The sequence below is a fragment of the Paenibacillus rhizoplanae genome, from assembly GCF_042684125.1.
GTDB lineage: Bacteria > Bacillota > Bacilli > Paenibacillales > Paenibacillaceae > Paenibacillus_AQ > Paenibacillus_AQ rhizoplanae.
In genome coordinates this window covers 58,512-82,445 of sequence record NZ_JBHUKY010000072.1, presented here as the reverse complement: position 1 = coordinate 82,445, position 23,934 = coordinate 58,512, and the positions used below count along the sequence as shown (strand labels likewise).

The 23,934-nt window shown below is 47.7% G+C and carries 23 protein-coding genes and 1 other annotated feature (1 of these 24 cut by a window edge); of the genes, 22 read left to right on the top strand and 1 reads right to left on the bottom strand.

The window, feature by feature from the left end; all coding sequences use genetic code 11:
* Positions 1–234, top strand: a binding site (T-box leader); it begins 10 nt to the left of the window's first position.
* Between the two features lie 73 nt (positions 235–307).
* From ACFSX3_RS27605 to ACFSX3_RS27585, 5 genes are all read left to right on the top strand, one after another.
* Entirely contained in the window at positions 308–2,170 is a 1,863-nt protein-coding gene (locus ACFSX3_RS27605; protein WP_209993022.1) for an alanine--tRNA ligase, read from the top strand.
* A gap of 148 nt (positions 2,171–2,318) precedes the next feature.
* Positions 2,319–3,683, top strand: a complete 1,365-nt coding sequence (locus ACFSX3_RS27600) for an MFS transporter (protein ID WP_209993053.1) — start codon at positions 2,319–2,321, stop codon at positions 3,681–3,683.
* Between the two features lie 69 nt (positions 3,684–3,752).
* A complete protein-coding gene (locus ACFSX3_RS27595) occupies positions 3,753–4,976 on the top strand; it encodes a macrolide family glycosyltransferase (protein ID WP_209993021.1) in 1,224 nt (407 codons plus the stop codon).
* 289 nt (positions 4,977–5,265) lie between these two features.
* Positions 5,266–6,276 carry a hypothetical protein gene (locus ACFSX3_RS27590; protein WP_209993020.1) on the top strand — a complete coding sequence of 337 codons (1,011 nt, stop codon included), beginning with the start codon at positions 5,266–5,268 and terminating at the stop codon, positions 6,274–6,276.
* Positions 6,277–6,309: 33 nt separating this feature from the next.
* Positions 6,310–6,585 carry a hypothetical protein gene (locus ACFSX3_RS27585; protein WP_209993019.1) on the top strand — a complete coding sequence of 92 codons (276 nt, stop codon included), beginning with the start codon at positions 6,310–6,312 and terminating at the stop codon, positions 6,583–6,585.
* A 4-nt stretch (positions 6,586–6,589) separates the two neighbouring features.
* Here ACFSX3_RS27585 and ACFSX3_RS27580 read toward each other — a convergent pair whose 3' ends face one another.
* Complete coding sequence (locus tag ACFSX3_RS27580; RefSeq protein WP_209993018.1) at positions 6,590–7,429, bottom strand: PIG-L deacetylase family protein; 840 nt, start codon at positions 7,427–7,429, stop codon at positions 6,590–6,592.
* A gap of 57 nt (positions 7,430–7,486) precedes the next feature.
* Here ACFSX3_RS27580 and ACFSX3_RS27575 point away from each other — a divergent pair, with 57 nt between their 5' ends.
* The 17 genes from ACFSX3_RS27575 (at position 7,487) to ACFSX3_RS27495 (ending at position 23,885) form a co-directional block, all read left to right on the top strand.
* The gene (locus tag ACFSX3_RS27575; RefSeq protein ID WP_209993017.1) at positions 7,487–7,735 is read left to right on the top strand and encodes an acyl carrier protein; all 249 of its coding nucleotides are present in this window, start codon (positions 7,487–7,489) and stop codon (positions 7,733–7,735) included.
* Positions 7,728–9,053: a hypothetical protein gene (locus tag ACFSX3_RS27570; RefSeq protein WP_209993016.1), complete on the top strand. Its 1,326-nt coding sequence runs from the start codon at positions 7,728–7,730 to the stop codon at positions 9,051–9,053. Before ACFSX3_RS27575 ends, ACFSX3_RS27570 begins: the two co-directional genes overlap by 8 nt.
* Positions 9,022–10,161 (top strand): hypothetical protein, encoded by a 1,140-nt coding sequence (locus ACFSX3_RS27565; protein ID WP_209993015.1) that lies wholly within the window; start codon positions 9,022–9,024, stop codon positions 10,159–10,161. The genes ACFSX3_RS27570 and ACFSX3_RS27565 overlap by 32 nt, the downstream gene beginning before the upstream one ends.
* Positions 10,130–11,299 carry a radical SAM protein gene (locus tag ACFSX3_RS27560; RefSeq protein WP_209993014.1) on the top strand — a complete coding sequence of 390 codons (1,170 nt, stop codon included), beginning with the start codon at positions 10,130–10,132 and terminating at the stop codon, positions 11,297–11,299. The genes ACFSX3_RS27565 and ACFSX3_RS27560 overlap by 32 nt, the downstream gene beginning before the upstream one ends.
* 58 nt (positions 11,300–11,357) lie before the next feature.
* The gene (locus ACFSX3_RS27555) at positions 11,358–12,329 is read left to right on the top strand and encodes a methyltransferase domain-containing protein (protein WP_209993013.1); all 972 of its coding nucleotides are present in this window, start codon (positions 11,358–11,360) and stop codon (positions 12,327–12,329) included.
* Positions 12,330–12,546: 217 nt separating this feature from the next.
* Complete coding sequence (locus ACFSX3_RS27550) at positions 12,547–13,296, top strand: class I SAM-dependent methyltransferase (RefSeq protein WP_379256519.1); 750 nt, start codon at positions 12,547–12,549, stop codon at positions 13,294–13,296.
* Between the two features lie 4 nt (positions 13,297–13,300).
* Positions 13,301–14,248, top strand: a complete 948-nt coding sequence (locus tag ACFSX3_RS27545) for a 3-oxoacyl-[acyl-carrier-protein] synthase III C-terminal domain-containing protein (protein WP_209993011.1) — start codon at positions 13,301–13,303, stop codon at positions 14,246–14,248.
* 136 nt (positions 14,249–14,384) lie between these two features.
* On the top strand, positions 14,385–14,675 hold the full coding sequence (locus ACFSX3_RS27540; protein ID WP_209993010.1) for a hypothetical protein: 291 nt from the start codon (positions 14,385–14,387) through the stop codon (positions 14,673–14,675).
* 68 nt (positions 14,676–14,743) lie between these two features.
* A complete protein-coding gene (locus tag ACFSX3_RS27535) occupies positions 14,744–15,175 on the top strand; it encodes a DUF4259 domain-containing protein (protein WP_209993009.1) in 432 nt (143 codons plus the stop codon).
* Positions 15,176–15,402: 227 nt separating this feature from the next.
* Complete coding sequence (locus ACFSX3_RS27530; RefSeq protein WP_209993008.1) at positions 15,403–16,359, top strand: aldo/keto reductase; 957 nt, start codon at positions 15,403–15,405, stop codon at positions 16,357–16,359.
* 21 nt (positions 16,360–16,380) lie between these two features.
* Positions 16,381–16,788 carry a MerR family transcriptional regulator gene (locus tag ACFSX3_RS27525; protein WP_209993007.1) on the top strand — a complete coding sequence of 136 codons (408 nt, stop codon included), beginning with the start codon at positions 16,381–16,383 and terminating at the stop codon, positions 16,786–16,788.
* Positions 16,789–17,078: 290 nt separating this feature from the next.
* Positions 17,079–18,542, top strand: a complete 1,464-nt coding sequence (locus ACFSX3_RS27520) for a GH32 C-terminal domain-containing protein (RefSeq protein WP_209993006.1) — start codon at positions 17,079–17,081, stop codon at positions 18,540–18,542.
* 59 nt (positions 18,543–18,601) lie between these two features.
* Positions 18,602–19,936: an ABC transporter substrate-binding protein gene (locus ACFSX3_RS27515; protein ID WP_209993005.1), complete on the top strand. Its 1,335-nt coding sequence runs from the start codon at positions 18,602–18,604 to the stop codon at positions 19,934–19,936.
* Positions 19,937–20,026: 90 nt separating this feature from the next.
* Positions 20,027–20,902: a carbohydrate ABC transporter permease gene (locus ACFSX3_RS27510; protein WP_039292042.1), complete on the top strand. Its 876-nt coding sequence runs from the start codon at positions 20,027–20,029 to the stop codon at positions 20,900–20,902.
* Position 20,903: 1 nt separating this feature from the next.
* Positions 20,904–21,737, top strand: a complete 834-nt coding sequence (locus tag ACFSX3_RS27505) for a carbohydrate ABC transporter permease (protein WP_209993004.1) — start codon at positions 20,904–20,906, stop codon at positions 21,735–21,737.
* A gap of 21 nt (positions 21,738–21,758) precedes the next feature.
* Complete coding sequence (locus tag ACFSX3_RS27500) at positions 21,759–22,847, top strand: glycoside hydrolase family 172 protein (protein ID WP_209993003.1); 1,089 nt, start codon at positions 21,759–21,761, stop codon at positions 22,845–22,847.
* Positions 22,848–22,892: 45 nt separating this feature from the next.
* A complete protein-coding gene (locus ACFSX3_RS27495) occupies positions 22,893–23,885 on the top strand; it encodes a LacI family DNA-binding transcriptional regulator (protein WP_209993002.1) in 993 nt (330 codons plus the stop codon).
* The last annotated feature ends 49 nt before the right edge of the window (positions 23,886–23,934 follow it).

The following is a 23,934-nucleotide window of genomic DNA, read 5'->3' as shown; positions in this document are numbered from 1 at the left end:
TGATGAGAAATAGTAACTATTAAGGATCTCACAGAGAGAAGATGGTTGGTGCGAATCTTCATTGATCTAATAGTGAAGCAGTCTCGGAGCTGTGGACCGAACAGAGGAATCTTAGTAGGCTTCAACGGAGTTCCACCGTTATTCAGGAAACAGTATCGGAGAAATCCCGTATTGATAGAGCGCAGAGCAATCTGAAGTTAGGTGGTAACACGGACATAATCGTTCGCCCTAAGTTGACAAGAAACATGTCAGCTTAGGGCTTTTTTGTTTTATTTAGCATAAATAATATTTGATGGAGGGACCCAGCATGGTGAGAATGACACCCGATGAGTTAAGGAGATCATATATTGATTTTATGAAAGGAATAGGGGCGAGCCAAGTGCCTTCTTCTAGCTTGTTACCGGAAAATGATCCCTCGACGTTGTTTACAGGAAGCGGAATGCAGCCAATGGTTCCCTATTTATTGGGGGAAAAGCATCCGGCAGGCAATGAGATCGCTAATATTCAGAAGTGCTTGAGGACAGTGGATATCGATGAAGTAGGGGATACGTCGCATCTGACATTTTTTGAAATGATCGGCCGGTGGGAGTTCAAAGCCAATGAACATAACTATAAGCAAAAGCAAATCGATGCCATTTGGCATTGGCATATCATCGAATTAGGGATGGATCCGGGCAGGCTGTATATCAGTGCTTTCGCAGGAAGTGACGAATTAAATATACCGAAAGATGCGGAAGCGATTCAACTCTGGTCAGCAAAATTCAAATCCGTTGGGATAGACCCCATCATTGAAGATGATCCCTGGCAATATGGGGCATCTAGAGGCGGGAAAATATTCTTATACGATGAAAAAGAAAACTGGTGGAGCCGGGCCGGAAGTCCACTCCATATGCCTGTTGGTGAACCTGGTGGACCCGATAGTGAAATGTTTTATGATCTTGACCCAGATGGTGATCCACTGGATCATCCTGCTTCTGTAAGTGAGAGGTTTTTAGAAATTGGGAATAACGTATTTATGTGTTACACCAAAGAAGACACAGGATTCGTAAAAATGCAAAATCCCAATCTTGATTATGGAGGCGGATTAGAAAGGGTTGCAACAGCCCTTAATGGTGATAAGGATATCTATAATACGGCTTTCTTCCTTAATCCCAAGAACAAGTTGATGGAGTTAAGCGGTCAATCCTATACTGACGATTTAAAGTCGTTTAGAATCATACTGGATCATGTAAGAGCGGCTACTTTTCTCATTAATGACGGTGCAGCGCCAGCAAATAGTGATGCAGGGTATATAACAAGAAGGCTATTAAGAAGGGCGATTCGTGCAGGTAAAAAAATAGGGATACAAGGAAGCTTTGTGGGTCTGTTGTCTGAAGTTTATATTGATGAAGCAACCGCTTATGAAGATTTAATCGGCAATAAAGAGAAAGTTATCGAAATCGTAAATAAGGAAGAAAATCTTTTCTATAGAACGTTACAGCAAGGAGAAGTTGAAATCCAAAAACACCTTAAGAATAAGGGTAAAGTTACAGGTGCAGATGCCTTTTATTTTTACGAAACCTATGGGTTTCCCTTGGAGTTGACGGAAGAGTTTCTTTTAGAAAGTGGATATAGCATGGAGGACAAGGCGTCTTATATAGAGGCGGCAAAGAAACATGCTGAAATGAGCAGAACTGCTTCTGCGGGTAAATTTAAAGGTGGATTAGCTGAACATTCAGCAGAAACAACCGCGCTGCACACGGTATCTCATTTATTACTTGCTGGTTTAAGGGAAGTTCTAGGTGATCATGTTCACCAACAAGGAAGTAATATTACTTCCGAACGATTACGGTTTGACTTCAACCATGATGAAAAACTTACGCCCGAGCAAATAGCTAAGGTGGAGAAGTATGTCAATGATGCGATTTCATCAAAAGCAGTTACTTATATTTCAGAGCTGCCTAAACTTGAAGCGAAAGAAAGTAATGTGGAAGGGAACTTTTGGGATAAATATCCGGATATCGTTAAGGTGTATACCATCCAAGATCACGAAGGAAAAGTATGGAGCCGGGAAGTATGCGGAGGACCTCATGTAGCAGATACCACAACCTTAGGAAGGTTCAGTATTCAAAAAGAACAATCTTCTGCTGCTGGAGTCAGAAGGATCAAAGGAGGACTTTTTAAACATTAGACTTTACAAAGTGAACTAGCTAATATATATTTAGATCATAAATAAGGCTAAATTTTCCATAAAATAATCTATTATGGAGGTGTAGGAGACAAACAACAATCAGATTGGAATTTTTGACAGGCAGCACAGGGCGTTGACGATTGGTATTATGCTGGTTCTAACCACCGTGGCTTTCGAGGGGCTGGCTATTACAACAATTGCGGCGACAATGGCACAAAGCTTGCAGGGTATTCATTTATACGGTTGGATTTTCAGCGCATTTTTATTATCTCAGCTGATTGGAACCTTGGTTATCGGTCAAATGGTTGACAAGCGCGGCGTTTTTACCTCCTTGCTCGTGTCGTTTAGTATTTTTGTGCTGGGAACTGTGGTTGCGGCTGTTTCTTTGGATATGCACATGCTTATTGCAGGAAGAGCCCTTCAAGGTTTTGGGTCGGGAGCTCTGATCACATGCATTTATACCTGTGTAACGTTGCATTATTCGGATGCTCTGCGCACTCAGATTTTAGCGGCATTCTCCATGGCATTTGTCCTGCCTTCCTTAATAGGACCTTACCTGGCAGGCCTTATTGCCTCCTATATGTCATGGAGATTTGTTTTCTGGATGGTTGTACCCCTGATTGGATTGGCATTGAGTCTCACCTTCCGCTCTTTCCGTGAACTGCAACTTCGGCAGGTACTGACGGGTCCAGCCCCAAAAGCAGACTCAAAAACTCTTCATGCGATTCTGCTTGCCATTGGAACGGGGCTACTACTCACAGGACTCGGTATGATAACCGATTGGACAGGAATTGTACTGACTCTGGGTGGTTTAATCGTCATGATCCCACCCATGCGGATACTTCTGCCTAAGGGCACTTTTGCGGTAAAAAAAGGATTGCCTGCTACATTAGTTTCCAGGGGGCTGTATGTAGCTTGTTATTTTACAACAGAGAGTTTTGTGATTTTGGCACTAACCGAAGTAAAGGGGGTATCAGCAGATCTTGCCGGCCTCATTGTAGCAGCAGGTTCTCTGAGCTGGTCCGCCGCAGCGTGGTTGCAGGCGAAGCTTGATGTAAGGGATCAAGGCCGTGGCCGAAAGCACAGAGTTATGGCAGGTATCGGGATTATGATCGCCGGGACTGTACTTGTGATCCTGGCCCTTATGCTGTCGGAAGGTGGAATCATACTCATCCTGCTCTCGCAAATGATTACCGGCTTCGGTGTTGGATTGGCTAACCCTACGACCGCAGCCATTGCTCTACAACATGCGGAGCCCGGGAAAGAGGGAGAAATATCTTCGAATCTGCAATTTGTGGATTCCTTCTATATGGGCGTAAGCATAGGAGTGGGCGGTGCTCTAATCGCCTTGTCCGAAACTTTACAGTGGGGCATATCGACAGGAGTGGTGATAGTGCTAACCCTCCAATTACTATGGGTCTTATTAAGTTTCTTCGCATCTTTACGAATCACCGAACTCGTTCATCAAGACCATCATCCGATCAGCCAGTCGAAAGAGAACCTTCCCATGTAACGGATGACCATCGCGTAGCTAAATACATCACGAAGAACGGAGGAAAAATTGCATTGGGAGGTAGATAGAATGGCACGTGTATTAGTGGTCATTACTCCGGCTGAAGGCCATGTAAATCCGTCGTTAGGATTAGTTACCCAGTTGATTGACAGTGGAGAGGAAGTTGTCTATGTATGCGTGGAGGAGTATCGCTCCCGAATTGAACAAACCGGAGCCTTGCTCATAACCTATCCATTTCCGCAAGATGCCTTTTCTCATGATCCCGTGTTGAAACCGCAGGAGTACAATCATCCTTATCAGTTCATTTATATGATGGTAGGCGGTATCATTCAGAGGATTATACCCGAGGTGTTTCGAGTGATCGGCAATCAAAAGTTCGATTATTTGATCTTTGATTCACTGATTGGCTGGGGAGGGACTATTCTTGCAGAAAAGCTCGGAATTCCCGCGGTATGTTCGATTGCTTCCTTTGCTTTCGTTGATCCGCTGGGGACTGGCGGAGGCATGAATGAGCAGGAGATGGATACGAATACGATGGAGCTGTATGAGGCTACGATGAAGATAACACGGGAGTTAGCGCAAGAGTATCAAGTGAGACTTCCCGCCATGGAAGAGATTCCGGCACATACAGGCCGGTTAAAGCTTGTGTATACAAGCCGTTATTTTCAGCCGCATGCAGAAAAACTGGACGATCGTTTTATTTTTACAGGTCCTTCGATCATACCGCGTCAAGATGCTGAGACCTTCCCGTTCGAGCTGCTTCGTGAACGTTACCCCCATACCGTATACATTGCTATGGGTACTATTTTAAATAAAAACTTGGATTTCTATCGGCTTTGCTTTGAAGCATTTGGGGATATGCCGGTGAATGTGGTTCTATCTTCAGGAAGATATACGGATATGGAGCCGCTGGCTGATCAAATTCCTCCTAATTTTATCGTCATGCCATACGTTGCACAGCTCCATATGCTACAGCATACGGATGTTTTTATTACACATGCCGGAATGAATAGTACGAGTGAGGCGCTATATTACAACGTTCCGTTGGTAATGATTCCCTTAACGTCGGATCAGCCTCTTGTAGCCAATCGGGTACAGGAGTTGGGGGCGGGTATCACTTTAAATAAACTTAACCTCAGTGCAACGGATATGAGAGAGGCATTGTTAGAAGTCCTAAGCAATCCATTATATAAACAGCAGGCTTGCCTCATCGGTGAATCTTTAAGGCAGTCAGGCGGTTATAAGCGGGCCGCCGAAATGATTATGAGTCATATGGCTGTGATTACTAAATAGGATTTCAAGCTTCCATTCATTTTTCAGACGCAAAAAAAACGAGGGCCTTCCCAGTTAGAGGAAGGTCCTCGTTTTAGTTGGCTGCCTCAAACCCGTTAAACCCGGCAGTTATTTACAAGCATCTTGGCAACCAGTTTATCCATAGTTAAATAAAATCCACTGGAAACTATTATATGAAAGTTGTATATTAAATCCACATTCTTGAATTACTATATGATGTAATAAATAGTATTTATCTGCAAATTAATTAAATGGAGAGTAAAAATTATGAATGAAAAGAGGACATAAGATGAGCAACTTAAAAATTTTACCGATGCAACACCCGATCATTACTTCATGGCAATGGCAGGCGAATTCGTTCGCCGTATTAGGCAATTATCCGGAAACAGAACCTTGGATGATGAATCACTTTATTCAGCTTCAGCTCACCTCTAATCCAGACTGGAGCAGCTATGTGGATTTTTACCGGACGCCTACATTCGAATTCTGCCCCTGGCTATTTCATCAGCATTTGAAGCGGGAAACGGTTCGTTATTTCAATGAGGACATTTGCTCCTTCTTCGTAGACTGCATCAATCTGAACAATTACATTTACGCCGTATTCGATCATGCTTATTTTTTGCAGGGGCAGGATCGGCTGCCGCATGATTTGTTTATCTATGGGTATGATCAGGAGCGTCAAGTGTTCCATGCGGCTGATTTTACGTTTACGGGGAAATATTCGTTCGCGGAGGTTTCATTCGAGCAGCTCAAGAAGGCGTACCATGCGATTGAAGGGGACGAGGATTGGCTATTCTCCGGTAAAGGCGGCGTATCGCTAATCAGCTTCAATGACTCACTGGGCTATGATTTTAATATATCGAATGTGGCAGCGCAGCTGGAGGGGTTTTTAACAGGGCATAACCACTTTGAGAAGAGCAGGGAAATGACTTACCGGACGAATCCTTGCGTATATGGACTGGAAATCTATTCGAAGCTAATCGAGAATCTTTTAAAGATTCAAGAAAAGGAGGCGGAGGCGGATTACCGGCCGTTTCACGTGCTTTGCGATCATAAAGCGCTGATGCTCCGCCGAATTCCCTTCATGGAGCAGAACGGATATTTGAAGCCGGGCACCAATCTTCTGGAAGGTTACCAGAGTATAGAAAATGATGCACTGATGTGCAGAAACTTGCTTATCAAATACATGAAGACAAACGAATCGTCAATTATCGACAAAATAATTACAACAATGAGAAAATATAGAAATCAAGAAGCAGAGCAAATTGAAATCTTATTATCGAATCTGGTGATAAGCTAGTTAGTAATTTATGAAAGGAGGGAGTGGTGAAGCATGATTAAACAAGGTGTAACCCAGCAGATTATTCAAATCATCGAGCAAAAAATATCGTCTTCCTCTGGATCTTCCTTTACGGATGTTACCATTACGGCAGATACACTGCTTCGCGATGTGTGGCTCAGGCTGGAATCCATTCAAGTCGTTGAATTTGTCGTGGAGCTGGAGACTTCCTACGAGCTTGCGCTGCCGGATGAACTCCTGGGCCAGATTGACAGAAGCTCAATGAAAGTATCTGATCTGGCCGCCATCATCGAAGGTGAAGAGGGGTAGCGGCTTATGTCCGGATCTCGCTCACCGGTATCGGCTCATTGACATCCGCCGTGTAAACCTTAAAGAAATAATCGCTGCCCTCAGGAGGGTGGAGCTTAGATTGTGGAGCAACGCCTCTTGCATGTTTTTCCATTTGCTTCAGCATGCTGGTTCTGGATGGCCAAAGCAGGCTTAATTGCGAGCCGTACTTCAAGACTGCGTTTATTTTAGCTTTCAAGTCCCAGTACTGCAGCTTGATCCTTTGTTCATGCAGTCCTGCGGCAAGCTCTGTTCTCCAGGTTATATCTTGATTAAAGCATAGGTATGGCAGGTCTTCGTAGTACATCAGACGGATTTGCCCATCTGTACCGGCTCTAAGCCTGTACCGCTCGGTGGACTCCCGGACGAGACAGTGATCAATATGTCTTCCGATTCCAAGCGGTACAAAAACGCCCGCAAAATTTTCAAATATGATTTGCTCTGAGAGTACGGAGACGATCTCTTCTATCACCTCATGTTCAGACCCCACTTCCGCCACGAACAGATTCTGCAGCTTGCTGTAGACAGGGCTGCCGTCTTTATTTTTCCGGTAAATGCATTCCAGCAGGTTCAGGTGAATCACAGCTGCACCGAGTGCTTCAGCAGCATGAATATCCTCTTGCCTGCGCACATCCATCGTATCCATTCCCAGCCCGAATTTTTTGTGCAGAATTCTGGCTAGCATGGACAAATCCGTCCCCATCCCTGTAAAGACTGTAGCAATCGTAACCTGGTAATTATTTTGTATGAGCGCATGGATATAATCGCCGCAGGATAGGATAGCATCATCCAAATGGGCAGAAATAAATAAATAATGTTGTGTCATGGGTACCTCCCGGGTTTTTGATTACAATTATATTCCAGATAGAAAGGAAGAGAAGATATGTTTGAAACTATTACAGAAATTGTTATAAAAGTCAAAGAGGATGAAAGCTTCCGGAGCTCTCTTACACCAAAAAGCGATTTGATTAATGAGGTCGGCCTGGATTCACTGCAGATGATCAATTTCATTCTGGAGGTTGAGGACCATTTCGGCGTAGAGATTGTGTACGAGGATTTGGATTACAGCTACCTGCTGTCCGTTGAACGTTTCATCAATTTTCTGAACGGCATGGAGAAAAAAATTGGCTAGAGCACTGGTTGCCGGAATCTTTGACGCGGAGTCCCACTGGAGAGATGAGAATCTGGCGCTGTTGCCCGCTGTTCGCGATAAAGAAAGAGAACGCATCGTCATGGCGATGGATGAGCTTATGTTTCCGTTCTGCGGCAGCGGAGACGCTCTGTTAACCCGTTTTGCGATGGAGGATGCTCATAAGGCATATCTAACAAGCCTTGGTTTCTCCTTTGAGCATTTGGTCTGGAAAGAGCCGGAAGCTGTGCCTAATCTTTTTGAGGCTATGGCATCCGATCCTCAGCGTGATGAGCAGTACGGGGCCTTTGACGTTTTGTCCCCTTTCTCCGTCGTGCCTTATACCCACGAGGTCATCGCCAAATATGAGTATGAGACCGAACTGCCGGCGATAGACAAGGTAAAGCGAGTCAACTCGAAAATATACTCTACCCTGTTAACCTGTAAACTGCTTGGCAAAAGCTTTGGACAGCCGGTCTACTCGGCAGAGAAGTTATTGATTCTTGGGCATAGCCTGCTGGCGGAGCATGGACCTTTCCTTATTAAAGATCCGTTCGGAGTTTCCGGAAAAGGCAACATGCTGCTTAAGTCTCAGCCCAGCCTGGAACGAGTGGCGTCATATATCCGCAAGCAGGAAGGCGAAGGAAAAGAAACCGCTTTTGTAATTGAGCCTTTTATGGAAGTGGAGTGCGATTTCTCCTGCCAGTTCAACATCATGAGGAACGGTTCGTTTCACCTTCTCGGCTTACAGAAAATGCTGAACAAGCAGTTTGCCTATTTGGGTTCCGAATCTATGGAGGAAGAGGAGCGCATGGTGCTCGAAAGAGCAGGCTACTTCGATGTGATGATACAAGTTGCCAACGATCTCTTTAAGGACGGATATTTTGGACCGGTATGCATCGATTCCATGGTATTGAAAGACGGAACGCTGGTACCGATTGTTGAGATTAATGCACGAAAATCTATGGGATTCATTAATCAGCGTTTGGATGAGACGCTCCAGACTAACGGAAAAAAAGGCTTCTTCACCTTCGGATCGGTCGGCTTCAGAGAGCGGTTCGATTATGAATGGTGGCTTGACGAGCTAAAGAAGCATGACATTTTATACCCGAACCGGAAAGGAAACGGAATTTTCCCGCTGTCTTCCGCTACGTTATTTGCAGGAGTACCCGGACCCGGGAAGTCCTCTTCCGCAAGCGGCAATTTGTTCAAAGGCAGACTCTATATGACCATTATCGCTGATCACATGCTGGAAAGGGAACGTTATTTGGAGCAGATGAGGCTCTGCTTTGAGTCGAAAGGAGGGAAATGGTATAGCTAGCGCAGCTTTTAGACAGATCACCCTGCTTGGCTCCGGCAACTCGTTAGGCGTTTATGTACCGGTCATGCAGCTGAGCCGCCAACTGAACAGTCGGGGCATACCCACAGAAGTGTGCGTGCTGGAGGATCTGTACCTGGATCACATTAAACAAAGAGTGCCAGCCTACAAAAAAGCTTTTCATCAAAGCTTCACCGTAGCGAAAAAAGGGGCCGAGCTGGCCCGTGATATTTCCGATTGTCTGGATTCTATCAAGCTTCGGCAGCTCTTTGAAGGCTGGGAGCGGGAAGGCAAAACCCGATTTGTTACCGCCACCGGCTTCTGGCTTCCGATTATACAGCAGTATCAGCTTTTCACCGGCGGTCTCCGCCTTGAGGTGGATTGTCTCCATTTCGACGCCATTCACTCTCCTTCTTATTTGGTATACGAGGACATAAGTGATTCGTACAACCATATATGGTTCTATGACCCGGCGGGCAAGGGCATGTCCTATCGGATTGCCATCACCGATGAGGCTCCGGTACCGCTGCATATGAGGGAAGAACGGTATATTGCGCACGGAGGGGGATGGGGAATCGGGACCTATCCGTCAGCCGTACAGGAGCTGCTTCAGGCGGGTAAACGGCTCAGTGTACTTGCCTATTACCGTGAGGATATCAAGCCCCACGAGCAAATTCATTATTTTATGAATGATCCCGAATGGAGCCCCTGGGTAAAAAACGAAGACGGCTCCTTCCAGTTCCCCCCGCTCGCTAGGATCGAGTACGGGCAAGCGCCAGAATACCGGAATCAGCAGACTTATCCGCCGCTATTCAATGTCATTCGGCATTCTGCTGCGATTATCAGCAAGCCGGGAGGTTATTCCTTGATGGAATCCTTGGCGGCCGCCACTCCTTTCGTCTTTCTTGAGCCGTTTGGAAGGCATGAGGCGAGCAACGCGGCCTACTGGATTAAGCAGGGCTTCGGGATATGGTATGAGGATTGGAAGGCCGAAGGCTATTCCATGGATTCGCTAATTCGCATACATGAGAACCTAATGCTGGCAAGAAATCATTCGATTAATTATGGAGGTGTCCTTGATGCAGCCCAAAACAACCCAGAAATTCGATGAGCAGGTGTTTAACGATCTTAAACGCACGATTATGAACATGTCGCGCGCAAGCCGCATGCGGGAGGCGGACAGCCGATATGCGATGGACGTTCCGGAGGATATCGGGATTAAGCTGAACAACGGCTGTAATTTGCGCTGCAAGCATTGCTACGAATGGAACGAAGACGGCTTTCACCGGGATATGGCCAGGGAGGACCAGAAGAAGGAAATTGATATTGCTCTTGTAGAGAAGCTGCTGGCGTTTACCCGGGAGAAGAAATCCAAGCTCTACCTATGGGGCGGCGAACCGCTCTATTACAGTCAATTTTCACTGCTGGCCGACCTGCTCGAACAGGATCAGCGCACGGTTACGATTTGCACGAACGCTATTTTGCTGGAGCAGCAGCTGGAGTCACTGCTCAAGATGGGTGAAGGGCTGGTCGTCCTTGCCAGCCTGGAAGGATTCGAAGCGGAGAATGATGCAATAAGGGGCAAAGGCACCTATAGGAAGGTCTTACAGGCGGTCCAGCTGTTGCTGGAGCTTCAGAGAAAGGGCATCTTTAAGGGCAAGGTCTCGATCAGCCTGACGATGAACGATGCCATGATTCCAAAGCTGTTTTCCTTCATGAAGTATTTCGAGGATATGGGCGTCGATTCTGTCTATTTCGTCTATCCCTGGTATATCTCCTCCACATCCGCAGCGGAGATGGATGATGTGTACATGAAGGAGTTCAGCTGGCTGAATCCGGTAGAGCCCGGAAGCTGTAGCTGGCACTCCTTTACCTACCGCATTTCACCAGAGAACGTGGAGCCGCTGAAGGAAGAGGTCCGCCGGATAACGGAGCATACGTGGAGGAATCGGATACGGTTTATGCCGGCCTTGGAGCTTGATGAAATCGTCGATTTCGTGAATGGGGCTCAGATGACAGGGATGAAGCGGAAGAAATGCCTCGCCATCTCCACCCGGATGGATGTGCTGCCCGGCGGGAATGTGACGCCGTGCAAATTCTTTCCGGAGTTTGCTGTCGGTAACATAAGCGAAGCTCCCGTTAAAGAGATTTGGCACGGGGAAAATTACGGCAAGCACCGCGAGCGGTTATCCTGCGGATTGATGCCGGTCTGTTCCCGCTGCGGACTGCTATATCACTACGGCCGGTAAATCCAACTTTTCAAAAATTATAGCAGCGCAAGCGGCTGAAACGTAGGGAGATGTAACTATGAACACGACTTGGCCTCTGTCAGGAATTACTCTGGTATGCACCGAATGCAAGAGTGGTCTTTATGAGACGGACGACGGTTTGATCTGCGAGACCTGCGGCCTCGGATACGCCCGGGAAGAGGGGCTCGCGAGCATGTTAATCAACCGCCCTGTAGCGGAGAAGCTTGCCGAAGGCTCAGCGCAAAAGGAAGCGGTCATCGGCATGTTTGACTCTATTAACCGGTCGCTTGAAGAGAAAAGACTGTCCAGATTTTCCACCTTTATTAACTGGGGCTATGCCCCAAAGAACGAACAACCCGGCAGTCTTCAAGGTTTTAACCAAAGCAGTATCCGGCTGCTTCGCGAAATCATTGGCGGCCTGGATGTTTCAGGCAAGGATATTCTGGAAATCGGCTGTGGACGGGGAGGCAACGTGAGCGAGCTATGTAAAAGCTATGGGACCCGCAGCGTGGTCGGCATTGATCTGACACCGTCCAATATTCAATTTTGCCAAAGAAACAACCGGTATGAGCAAGCTTACTATTGTATTGGCGATGCAGAGCAGCTGCCTGTTCAAACGGAAAGCTGCGACATTGTGCTGAACATCGAGTCCTCGCATTTGTACCCGCATATCGAGCTGTTTTTTGCGGAGACCTACCGTGTATTAAAGCCGGGCGGGTTATTTTTGTATGCGGATATTATGAGTGCTTCCGACGTGCCGCGCTATGAGGATCAGTGGCAAAGACTAGGGTTTCGCACTGCATTGATCCGGGACATTACCGGCAATGTATTGCAATCGGGAGACGATGCGCTGGGTAGCCGCCTGCATGCGCTTGAGGGCTCCTTTGAAGGGGAAGACCGGGTATGGGAATGGCTGGAGGCGCCCGGCACGCAGAATCATACGGATATGGTCACAGGCAGAAGAGTATTCACAATTGTTCATCTGGTGAAAGATGCCTCCGGCACCAAAGGGGAGCCTAGCCATGATTGAAGGAAAGGAAGCTGCGAGTAAAGCGTGGCCATTAACAGATCTTAGCTGGGTATGTCCGAGGTGCAAGCAAACGCTTGAGAAGATGGAGTTCTCATTAGACTGTACGTCATGCAACGAAAGCTACCCTATGGCCGCTGGCTCGATTCCATGCCTGCTTGTGGAAAGTGATGCGCTGGAAACAATGGAGCATAAGGCGCAGAAGGAGGCGGTTAAAGAGATGTTTACGTCGTTTAACCGGGCTTTGGAGCAAAATGGCGTCTCACGCTTCTCCACGTTTATCAATTGGGGCTATTCAGAGGCGGAAGATGAGAAGGAGACTGCAGGCAGCCTGCCGAGAGGGGTCAACCATCAATCGCTTCGGCTTCTCCAGGAAATCATGCACGGAGTCGATGTGCAGGGAAAAGACGTACTGGAAATCGCCTGCGGCAGAGGCGGCAACGTACGGGCTCTCTGCAAAAGCTACGGGCCGCGCACCGTCGCTGGCCTCGATTTGACGGAAGCGAATATCGCCTTCTGTCTGGCAGGCAACCGGTATGAACAGGCTACATTCTGCGTCGGGGATGCGGAGGAGCTTCCGCTTCCGGATGAATGCTGCGATATCGTGCTGAATATCGAATCCTCGGATCTCTATCCCCGGATCACCCGTTTTTATGATGAGGTATTCCGGGTGCTGAAGGCTGGAGGCTTGTTCGTATATGCGGATGATCTGGATGCGCTCAAGTTCGAGACAGGTGAGCGGTATTTACTTGAGCTGGGCTTTGAGATGTCGCTGGTACGCGATATTTCCGAGCATGCTTTGCTGGCAAGCGATTTGGCCAGAGGCAGCCGTCTGGCAGCGCTGGGCGATGCTCTCGGGAAGGAGGACGCCGTATGGGAGACCATGGGCGTTCCCGGAACTCCGATTTACGATGATATGCACTCGGGAAAGCGAAGATACAAAATTCTTCACCTGAAAAAGAAGGTGTGAAGCAATGACGGCTCCCTTTTTGACCATTACTGATTCTAGTGTGTATATTCCTTCGTTCCGGGTTCCAGTCGATCAGGTCATCCAGGAAATAAATGACGATGGCGTTTCTTTCCGCTTAAGCGCAGCGGAGTACAGAGACAGCGGCTTTGGGTATGTCCCCATCGAGCGGAGTGAAAGTCTGGAGCAAATGATATATGAGGTATGCGCCCCGATTCTAAGCCGGATAAGACGAGATGGCATACAGCTCTCGGCTATTCTCTTCTCATCTGTCACGAGCGCCGGAGTGCAAGCACAGAGCTTGTTCTCCAGGCTGCTCCGCGAGTTTGACTATGGTACAACGCCGGTTATTCAGCTGGAGGAATACGGCTGCTCCACCATTCACTTGTCGCTTTATTTAACGAAGGCTTATTTCGCCGGTGAAGGCCAAAGCGACGATGCGGTATTGTTTGTTGCGGCAGATCAAGCGAACATTTCGCATCACCGCAGCGATTCCTATATGCTTTACGGGGATGCGGCAAGTGCTGCTCTATATCGTAAACCTGCAGCCCGAGGGCAGCAGACTCTAATTGCCAGGCTTAAAGTGGATGGGTTCGTTTACGATCGTAGTCCTGAACGAGTCAAAATGTACTTTTCAACCTTTTATTTAGCTGTCCGGCAGGTTGTGAATCAGGTTTTACGCGAATCGGGAATGGTTATGAACGAGATAAGCCTTATTTTCTGCTCCAATCTGGGGCTGCACACCTGGAGTACTCTTGCCCGGGCGCTCGGCTGCCCATTAGACAAATTTTACGCCTCTACGCTTGAAGATGCGGGGCATCTCCATAATACGGACATTCTGCTTAACGTAAATGAGGCGGTCAGGACCGGCTCTTTGAATAGGGGAGACTTCTATTTGGCGGTAACCATAGGCTTCGGGGGCTACTACGGCTGTTCCTTGCACAAATACGAGTAACACGGGTAAGGCGGTGAGCACGATAAAGACAGAACTAAAGGTTAAAATTCTTTATTCGGGCAGTAGGACGGAGGATCAAAATCAATCATTGGCAGACATAGCCATAGCTCAAATGGAAGCGAACAGGCATTGGCTCATGGACATGGATGTGCTGGTCCTTTGCCATCATGTGAATACCTCCCATGCTGAGCATGTTTGTGCAAAAATAAGAAGAGAGCTTAATCTAATGGACGTGCTGCCTCTGGCACTCGGTCATTCCGGAAGCCTTGCGTTTCCTCATGCGCTTTCACTGCTGGAATGGCTGATGGCAGGCGGCACCTATCGCAGGGCGGTATGTGTTCTGGCGGATGATCACTTTGACCAGAGCAGTCTGATGTTGCCGGCTCAACCGGCCCCATTGTCCATCATTGAGATAATGCCGCAATGAACTACTATTTGACGTGCATTGGAAACGCTCCATATAATGAAGAGACGAGAGTGACAGGGGGGCATCGAATGGGAGCATGGGGAATCAAAGCATTGGAAAGTGATGAAGGGCTGGATCTGGTGGCAGCGATCGAGGACTTGCTTCCTCGTGACACATTGGATTTGGGTGAGTTGATGGCGAAGTTTGGTGAGGATGACTTCCTTTATGACGGAACAGTGCTCGCCCTCGCGGAGCTGTATATCGAGTTTCAAGAGAATGGCAGTTTGGATTACGATCATGAGGAGGAAGAACGCGCCTTGACGCAAGTACGGGCGTTCACGGCCGATCATTCCGCGCTGAAGGCTTTGCTCGAGCATTTGAACGTGATTTGGACTGACATTGAGGGGGAGTGCGAGGGCGATTTAGCGGAACTGTGGCGGGAATCGTCAAGCTGGGACGAATGGCGGGCACATGTGCAGCAGCTCATTTCCAAGTTGGAAGCGCGGCTTGCCAAAGATTAGTAGTAGAGTGATTCAATGTAAACAAAAGCGCTGCAATCCGAATGATAGGGTTGCGGCGCTTTTGTTTAGCTGATTTTCCGAATAAATAAAGGTGTTTTTGCATTGTTAAAAATAGAGATGGATATTAGATTAGTAGTATTGACTTAGAGTGCGCTTAAACTCGTATACTGGTCACGTACGTTGCAAGTAAGCGGAAGTTAATTCAGCAGTTAAAGGGAGGAAATAGTGTGAAGCATTTTCCGTTGGGGAATACCGGATTGCTAGTAAGTGCTTATTCTTTAGGCTGTCTGAATTTTGGATCGCGAACCGACAAAAAAACCTCATTCCAGTTGCTTGATCATTTTTTTGAAGCAGGGGGAAACTTTCTGGATACGGCCAATAATTATGCGATTTGGAACGAAGGCTGTGTTGGCGGAGAAAGCGAGTCTTTGCTTGGCGAATGGATGAAAGAAAGAAAAAACAGACATCAGATCATTTTGGCCACCAAAGTGGGAGCGAAACCGGCATTGCCGAAAACTGAAAAATGGGAAGGCTTAAGCCGCCAAGCGATTGAGAAGGGAATTGACGAAAGTCTGCTAAGGCTTGGAACAGATTATGTAGATTTATATTATGCTCATGTAGACGACAACGAAACTGAACTCGAGGAAACCCTGGAGACTTTTGATTCCTTGGTCAAAGCCGGTAAAGTCAGGGCTATTGGCTGCAGTAATTATCGGCTTTCCAGGCTCCTTGAGGCCAAGGCGGTCAGTCAGTCAAAAGGATGGGAATCCTATTGCTGCATCCAGCAGCGATATACGTATTTGCAGCCTAGAGTGGATGCGAATTTCGGAGTGCAGGTCAGTGCGGATGAGGATTTACTTGCTTACTGCAGTCAACACGATGATTTTACGCTCATGGCTTATTCCCCCCTTCTTGGAGGCCTATACAACAGAGAGGATGCTGTCTTACCCGATGCATATCGGAGAGAGGAGCAGATGACCCGATTGCATACTCTAAGGAAGGTTTCTGGAGAGCTGGGAGCGACACCGAATCAGCTTATCCTTGCTTGGATGCTGCACAATCATCCGAGAGCTCTTCCCATTGTTGCTGCAAGTGGTCTAACGCAATTGGAAGAAAATTTGGGGGCGCTTAAGCTCCAGATTAGCTCAGAACAGCTTGATCAATTGAAACAGATTATAAACTGATGTAAAAGGAGCGTACTCGTTATGATCGGTAAAGAACTGACCATTCAGCAGGCTGCTGAGATGACGGGGTTAAGCGTTCATACCCTTCGTTATTACGAAAGGATCGGTCTGATGGACCCCATACCTCGTGCCGAGAATGGTCATCGGGTATACCGGGAGCATGATTTTGAATGGATCATATTACTCGCAAAACTTAAGACTACAGGAATGCCGATCGCACTTATGCAACAGTTCGCTGATATGATGCGACTTGGCAATGAGGGCATTCCGCAGCGCAGAAAACTTCTGGAAGAGCATGAGCGGAAATTAATCGAGCAGGTTCAAACGATTCATCAAACTTTGGACATTCTGCGGAATAAAATTGATTACTACCGTTCTTGGGAAGATGATATCAGTCGCGAAGAAGACAGTTTGGAGTCAGCTCGCTGACCAGTTCAGTCATGACCGTGAAGTTTCCTGAAAAGGGGGCTTTGCCGTATATGACCACTATAACCAAAAAGAGAAACGTTGCTGGCAATAGGCTGGCAGCGTTTTTCTTTTTATTTTCCCCAATGAACATTTCATGTGAACATATACCAGTAAACGTTTTACATAATAATAATTAACCAACCTTATCAATTCCTAATAAACTCACTATATAAGCTAATGTAACCGTTGACAACAAAAAATAATATGATAATATATGTTTGTAAAACGTTTTACCAATGGAGATGATGACAATGAAAAAAGTATTCTACAAACCTGCGAATGGCTGGGTAGGAGACGTAATTCCGTTTTATGATCAGGGGGAGTACAAGCTGTATTATCTTCACGATGAGAGAGTGGGGGGGGAGTATGGCAACCATACCTCATGGAATTTGGTGGCCACTGGAAACGGGCTTGATTTTGAGGATTACGGAGAGGTTGTGCCGAATGGCAGTGAGACAGAGTCAGACCGGAACGCGTATACCGGATCTGTGATCCGGGACAAGGAAGGCCTGTATCATCTATTCTACACGGGACATAATCCCAACTCTGCGTTCTGCAAGGATGGTAAGCCCTTACAAGTTGTACTGCGCGCCACTGGCACCGACGGTATTCATTGGACGAAGGATCGTGAATTCCAGCTTTACGGGGATGAAGTGATCTATGAGGCATTTGATTGGCGGGACCCTTTTGTATTCTTCAACCAAGAGAAGCAGGAGTACTGGATGCTGGTCACTACCAGGGAAATGAACTCCTCTGAGAAAAGAGGCGGGTGCATCGCACTTCTGACATCGGACGACCTGCTGAGCTGGGAATTCCGCGAGCCCTTCTACAGCCCGGACAAATACATTACGATGGAATGTCCCGATTATTTCCAGATGGGAGAATGGCATTACCTCGTCTACTCCACGTTCAGTGAGAAGTTTGTCACCCATTATAAAAAGAGCAAAACGATTGACGGCTTATATACCTCACCGGTATTGGACACCTTTGACGGCAGAGGATTCTACGCAGCCAAGACAGCCTCAGACGGCGAGAAGCGGTACGCCTTCGGCTGGGTCCCTTCGAAGAAGGGCAGCAATGATTATGGAGATTGGGAGTGGGCAGGCACGCTGGTTGTCCATGAAGTGTACCAGAACGAACGGGGAGAGCTACTGGTGAGAATGCCTTCTTCCATCTATGGACATTTTAATAGGAACGAACCGATTATTCTCCAAGAGGCGGACAATTGCCTGAAGCAGGGGGACAGGCTGCAGCTGTCTTCGCCGGATGGGCTGGCGTATAGCGTGCTTAACCCCTTGCCTTCTCAGGTCATGCTTGAGGCTTCCTTTACGGATTGGCAGCATGTTAAGGACTTTGGGATCGCAGTTCGCACGGACCAGAAGCTGGACAATGGTTATTTCATCAAGTTTGATCCTTTTCACAACCGGATCACCTTTGATATGTGGCCGAGAAGGGAACCGGGATTTTTCCAATGGCAAATTGCCGGGGACAAACCGCAGATGATTGAGCTGGAGCGTCCACTTAATTTCGCCGCTTACAGCCGAATTCGTATTCAGCTGATTCTGGAAGAAGATATCCTCTGTCTGTATGTCAACGATGAAGTCGCCATGACCACACGAATTTATAATTTCAAAGATGGACATTTGGGTTTTTTTGCCAATGAGGGTGCTGTGAATGTGGAGGACATCCGCATGAAGACGGCCACTGACCGTTAACTGGCAAGGATGAGCTTCATAGAACTTATACCGATTAATCTATTGGAGGGGTTATTACAATGACAAAAACAACTTCTAAAATGTTCGCCGGACTTGCCATTTTATCCTTGGCAGCAACAGCTCTGGCGGGCTGCGGCAGCTCTGCGGACAACAAAAATACAAACACCGCTGGTTCAAAGGACGCACCTAAGGAGCAGACGGTAACCTGGCTCTCCGCCAGACCGGAGAATGGAGCGATTGTCCAGACGATCCGTGAGCTTGCCGACCGCTTCGCCGCCGACCACCCGGGCTTTAAGCTGGACCTTCAGGTGACAGCGGACAGACCCTCATATCTGACTAAGCTCAGAACACTGGTTGCTTCAGGACAGATGCCTGATTTCATTGACAGCGATGCCGACCCTTTTGCCCAGGAGCTTGTAAATGCAGACTTACTGGTGGATATGGGGAAATTCCTGAAGGACGAGGGGCTGTACGATAAATTCTATGAACCCGCGCTGAAATACCAGGAGCTGCCGGATGGAAGCCTGTATCTTCTGCCGATGGAATATCACATGGAAATGACCTGGTATAACAAAAAAATATTTGCAGACAACAACCTTACGGTGCCCAAAACCCTTGACGACCTGCTTACAGTCAGCCAAGCGCTCAAAGACAAGGGAATTACGCCAATCGCAGTGGACGGCGTTGATGTATGGCCGGTATTGCGTTATGCGGCCATGTATCCTTTCCGGACCACAGGTAATCAGTTCATCCGTGATTTGAGCCAGGGCAAAGCCAAAATGTCCGATAAGGCAGGCATGCAGGCGGCCACCTTCGCTGCTCAAATCGGTAAATACTTTCAGGAGGGATTCGCAACCACGGATTATACGACAGCCAAAAACATGTTCCTGAACGGAGAAGCTGCCATGTACAACATGGGCACTTGGGAAATCCCATCCTTCGTGGAAGAAAGCCTGCCGGAAGGACTTAAAGGCAATGTCGATTATTTCTATCTGCCAACCACCAGCAATGCGGTTACACCGGAGAATGAATTCTTCGGCAACAGCGGTATCGGACTAGGCGCTTCTGCCAAAACATTCGATGGGCTGCCGAAGGAATTCCTGAGCTATGTGCTGAAAAACTATAGTGATGTCTATGTTGCCAAACAACAAATGTCACCGCTGAAATTCACGATTGACGACGAGTCCAAATTCTCCGAACTGTTCCTGCGGATCAAAAAGGATATGGACAACTATGGCTCAGAGTTCGCCAAACCTTGGGATACTCTGCTTGATCCGAATACCAACTCGGTGATGAGTGATCTGATTACCAAAATGACTATGGGCTTTATGACACCTGAGGATTTTGCCAAACAGATTGATGAAGCCATTGCCAAGAATACAGGCAGTAAATAAGTAACCTTGATATTTTTCCGCCCGGGCTTGCAGAACCGGGTGGAGCCTTTTATCAAAAATGATGGAATTCCACAAACGGGGTGACCCTAAATGAATGTACTTAAGGACAAAAAAGCATGGCTGGTCTTCATCTTGCCTGCTTTGATATTTTATCTGGGTACGGTCTTTGTTCCCATTATCCAGTCACTGAACTACAGCTTTCAGCAATGGAATGGCATTCAGGAGCCGCGCTACACCGGCTTTGATAATTATATTGCGATGTTTAGCGATTCTTACTTCTGGAATTCAGTGCAAAACAATCTGGTGTACGTAGTGATTGTGGTATTTATGCAGGTGTTCATCGGCTTGTTCTTTGCCCTGCTCCTGTCCTATGTCACGAAAGGTGCAGGGATCTTCAGAACCCTGTATTATTTGCCGGCGGTTGTTGTAACTGTGGCTATTGCGCAGATGTTCCGTAATTTCTACTCGCTTCAACCCCTGGGTCTCATGAATATGTTCCTGGACTGGGTGGGAATGGGGCATCTGCAATCGGCCTGGCTCTCCAATCCCCATACGGCGTTAATTGCTGTGTCCATTCCCGAGGGATGGCGGTTTATCGGGATGTATATGGTGATCTTCTATGCCGCTCTGATTGCGATCCCCAAAGAAATCGAAGAAGCAGCCAGAATTGACGGTGTAAACGGCTGGCAACTGATTCGTTATATTAAGCTTCCGAGTATCATGCATGTGCTGAGCCTGGCTTTGATTATGTGTACAACCGGGGCGCTGCGTGGTTTCGATATACCTTACATTATTGGTGTGCCCGGATCTGCTACCGAGCTTGTCACCACCTATATGTACAAGCAGGCATTCTCCACCATCCAGTATGGATATGGAAGCTCAATTGCCGTGTTCATCGTTATCGAAAGTCTGCTTGCAGTATTGATCATCCGGGCTATTTTTAATTCGAAGAAAGGAGATGCCTGATATGCCTGCGAGAAAAAAGCTCTCCTCTTCACTTTTGTATCTTCTGGTGATTGTGATTCTTTTGATTCAAATCTACCCGGTAGTGTGGCTGATGCTGTCCAGCTTCAAGTCGAGCATCGAGCTGACGACACGGCCGTTTGCCATGCCGTCGTCCTGGTCGTTCGAGAACTATGCCAGTGTATTCCGGGAGAGCAGTCTGCTCCTGTATATCAAGAATACCGCCATTGTAACCTTTACCTGTCTGGCTCTAATTATTGTACTCAGCGCGACGGCAGGATTTGCCCTTGTCAAAATGATTAACCGGCTGAATTCGAAGCTGCTGCTGTTCTTTACAGTCGGCATCATGATTCCGATTCAGGTTACACTGATTCCTCTGTTTATTATGTACAAGGATTACGGGCTGCTGAATTCGTATCCGGCACTAATCCTGCCGCAGGTCGGTTTCGCTCTGCCTCTGTCCATTCTGATCTTTACCAGCTTCTACAGGTATGTTCCCAATGAGCTTATCGAGGCTGCAGTGATCGACGGCTGTAACATCTATCAGGTGTTTATCCGCATTATTTCACCGCTTACGGTCAATACAACCATTACAGTGGCATCTATTAACTTTATTTTCATCTGGAATGATTTCGTATTCTCCAATACGTTCACGAATGACAAGGCATACAAGACGATTGCGGTCGGGCTTCAGGAATTTATCGGAGCTTTTGGGGCAACGGATTGGGGCCAGACTTTTGCAGCAATCAGTATCAGCATTATTCCCATTATTATTACGTACTTGTTCCTGAACAAATATGTGATGGCCGGGGCGTCAGACGGCGCAGTCAAAGGATAAAGGATAAGGAGACGATAAACGATGCAATCCATGGACCAGCTATTTGGCAGAATGAAGGGCAGGAGCAGAGCGATTACAGCAGAGAATCCGCAGGGCCTTAAGGGACAAGGGGGCCAGGCGGAAGGGCCTCTGGGCATTGCCCGCAAAGGCAAGGCGTTCATCTCACTCGCTCAGGGAGAAACCGCAACGCTTGTTGATATTGAAGGTCCCGGGATCATTCAGCATATTTGGATAACCGTAACGGATAAGACCGAATCCGGCTGGTTTGTCCTACGTGATCTGGTACTCCGCATGTATTGGGATCATGAAGAACAGCCTTCCGTTGAAGTTCCGCTAGGGGATTTCTTCTGCAACGGCTTCGGTGCACGGGCCATTGTCAATTCACTGCCGGTAGTGGTGAATCCGGTCGGCGGCATGAACAGCTACTTCGCCATGCCGTTCCGCCAAGCTGCCAGAATAACCATTACGAATGAGCATCCGCAGGACATTGAGGCATTCTTCTATCAATTCGACTACAGGCTGGTTGATGAGCTGGATGAGGATACAGAGTATTTTCATGCCCAGTACCGCAGAGAGAATCCTACTGTGCTGAGGCAGGATTACACTTTAATTGATGGAATTAAAGGGAGAGGCAAATTCATCGGCACATATATGTCCTGGACTTCCCTATCCCGTTATTGGTATGGTGAAGGAGAAGTGAAATTCTATATCGACGGTGACCGGGATTGGCCGACAATCTGCGGCACCGGAGCAGAGGATTATTTCGGAGGCGCCTGGGGATTTGTGAAATATGATAACGGTAACCCGGTACAGGAGCAGACTTACTCCACCCCGTTCATGGGTTTCCCTTATTTTGCGACGAAGGATGACACCCGCTCCCATATTTATGACGGGGCGGCTTGTCCGATGCGGGGCTTCTACCGCTGGCACATCCTCGATCCGATTCTGTTCGAAGAGGAACTGAAGGTGACTGTGCAGCAAATAGGGCATGACGGCCAAGCCTTATTTGAACGCAGTGACGATATCAGCTCGATCAGTTACTGGTATCAGACAGAGCCGCATCAGGCGTTCCCGGAATTTCCGGACGTAATGGAAAGACGTCCCCGTTAAGCATGGACGTATAGTTGTGCAAGTAAATCCGCAGAGGTGCAGCAAATGGCAAAACAAAGAGTTACACTAGTACAGGTCGCCAAGGATGCAGGCGTGTCGCCGGCAACGGTCTCCCATTTCATGAACGGTAACTTTCACCGGATGGGCTCCGAGACCCGGGAGAAAATAAGCGACTCGATCACCAGACTAGGGTACCAGGTGAACCCTGTAGCCAAAAGCCTGATTACCGGCAAAATGCATACCATCGGACTCGTTCTGTCAAACAGCACTTATGACGGTTATTTCGAAGATTTATATTTCCTGCACTTCGCCAAGGTGCTGAAGCAGCATCTGAAGACCATGGGGTACAAGCTGATTCTCCTGGACTTCGATGAAATCTTCATGAATATCCAGATGGTAGATGGGATTATTGTAAAGGCGACCCTGGAGACAGAGAAGTTCATGCCGAGGCTCATGGATCTCAATGTTCCGGTCATCACCATCGGGCGGCATAATTTACCGTATGGTGCTCATATCGTACGGGTGAACGACTATCAATGCGGCCAGACAGGCGTAGACCATTTAATGTCGCGGGGGCATCACAAAATCATTATTCTGACCTATCCGCACGGACAGGTCCCCGGATTTGACGACCGGTTGAATGGTGCCTCCCAGTCTTTGCAGGAGAAGGGGAATCTTACAACGGTCATTACGGGAGATATGACGGAGAGCTTCGGCTACGAGACCGTCGCGCAGTTGGCCGGGAATGGACAGCTGCCGCAGGCGTTATTCTGCCTGAACGACATTTCAGCCATTGGTGTGCTGAAGGCTTGCAAGGATCTGAAATTATCCGTGCCGGAGGATCTCGCGGTACTCGGTGTGGATGACATGCCGACCGTATCGGAACTGCTAAGTCTCTCCACCATCCGGCATCCGATTAACGAGCTGGCCATGAATGCCTCAGAGCTTATGATTCAATCCGTTGAATCCAAAGGGGAGCCTGCCGAGCCTGTCGACAGAATGTTCCCCATTGAACTGATGGCAAGGCATACCAGCTGAGCAAGACAAGGAAGAATGCGTGAAGGATAGAGAAGGTACGGGCTGTCGA

Excerpts from the sequence above, each read along its gene's own strand:
- ACFSX3_RS27605 (WP_209993022.1), top strand. The coding sequence starts at position 308 with ATGGTGAGAATGACACCCGATGAGTTAAGGAGATCATATATTGATTTT.
- ACFSX3_RS27600 (WP_209993053.1), top strand. The coding sequence starts at position 2,319 with ATGCTGGTTCTAACCACCGTGGCTTTCGAGGGGCTGGCTATTACAACA.
- ACFSX3_RS27595 (WP_209993021.1), top strand. The coding sequence starts at position 3,753 with ATGGCACGTGTATTAGTGGTCATTACTCCGGCTGAAGGCCATGTAAAT.
- ACFSX3_RS27590 (WP_209993020.1), top strand. The coding sequence starts at position 5,266 with ATGAGCAACTTAAAAATTTTACCGATGCAACACCCGATCATTACTTCA.
- ACFSX3_RS27585 (WP_209993019.1), top strand. The coding sequence starts at position 6,310 with ATGATTAAACAAGGTGTAACCCAGCAGATTATTCAAATCATCGAGCAA.
- ACFSX3_RS27580 (WP_209993018.1), bottom strand. The coding sequence starts at position 7,429 with ATGACACAACATTATTTATTTATTTCTGCCCATTTGGATGATGCTATC.
- ACFSX3_RS27575 (WP_209993017.1), top strand. The coding sequence starts at position 7,487 with ATGTTTGAAACTATTACAGAAATTGTTATAAAAGTCAAAGAGGATGAA.
- ACFSX3_RS27560 (WP_209993014.1), top strand. The coding sequence starts at position 10,130 with ATGCAGCCCAAAACAACCCAGAAATTCGATGAGCAGGTGTTTAACGAT.
- ACFSX3_RS27555 (WP_209993013.1), top strand. The coding sequence starts at position 11,358 with ATGAACACGACTTGGCCTCTGTCAGGAATTACTCTGGTATGCACCGAA.
- ACFSX3_RS27550 (WP_379256519.1), top strand. The coding sequence starts at position 12,547 with ATGTTTACGTCGTTTAACCGGGCTTTGGAGCAAAATGGCGTCTCACGC.
- ACFSX3_RS27545 (WP_209993011.1), top strand. The coding sequence starts at position 13,301 with ATGACGGCTCCCTTTTTGACCATTACTGATTCTAGTGTGTATATTCCT.
- ACFSX3_RS27540 (WP_209993010.1), top strand. The coding sequence starts at position 14,385 with ATGGACATGGATGTGCTGGTCCTTTGCCATCATGTGAATACCTCCCAT.
- ACFSX3_RS27535 (WP_209993009.1), top strand. The coding sequence starts at position 14,744 with ATGGGAGCATGGGGAATCAAAGCATTGGAAAGTGATGAAGGGCTGGAT.
- ACFSX3_RS27525 (WP_209993007.1), top strand. The coding sequence starts at position 16,381 with ATGATCGGTAAAGAACTGACCATTCAGCAGGCTGCTGAGATGACGGGG.
- ACFSX3_RS27520 (WP_209993006.1), top strand. The coding sequence starts at position 17,079 with ATGAAAAAAGTATTCTACAAACCTGCGAATGGCTGGGTAGGAGACGTA.
- ACFSX3_RS27515 (WP_209993005.1), top strand. The coding sequence starts at position 18,602 with ATGACAAAAACAACTTCTAAAATGTTCGCCGGACTTGCCATTTTATCC.
- ACFSX3_RS27510 (WP_039292042.1), top strand. The coding sequence starts at position 20,027 with ATGAATGTACTTAAGGACAAAAAAGCATGGCTGGTCTTCATCTTGCCT.
- ACFSX3_RS27505 (WP_209993004.1), top strand. The coding sequence starts at position 20,904 with ATGCCTGCGAGAAAAAAGCTCTCCTCTTCACTTTTGTATCTTCTGGTG.
- ACFSX3_RS27500 (WP_209993003.1), top strand. The coding sequence starts at position 21,759 with ATGCAATCCATGGACCAGCTATTTGGCAGAATGAAGGGCAGGAGCAGA.
- ACFSX3_RS27495 (WP_209993002.1), top strand. The coding sequence starts at position 22,893 with ATGGCAAAACAAAGAGTTACACTAGTACAGGTCGCCAAGGATGCAGGC.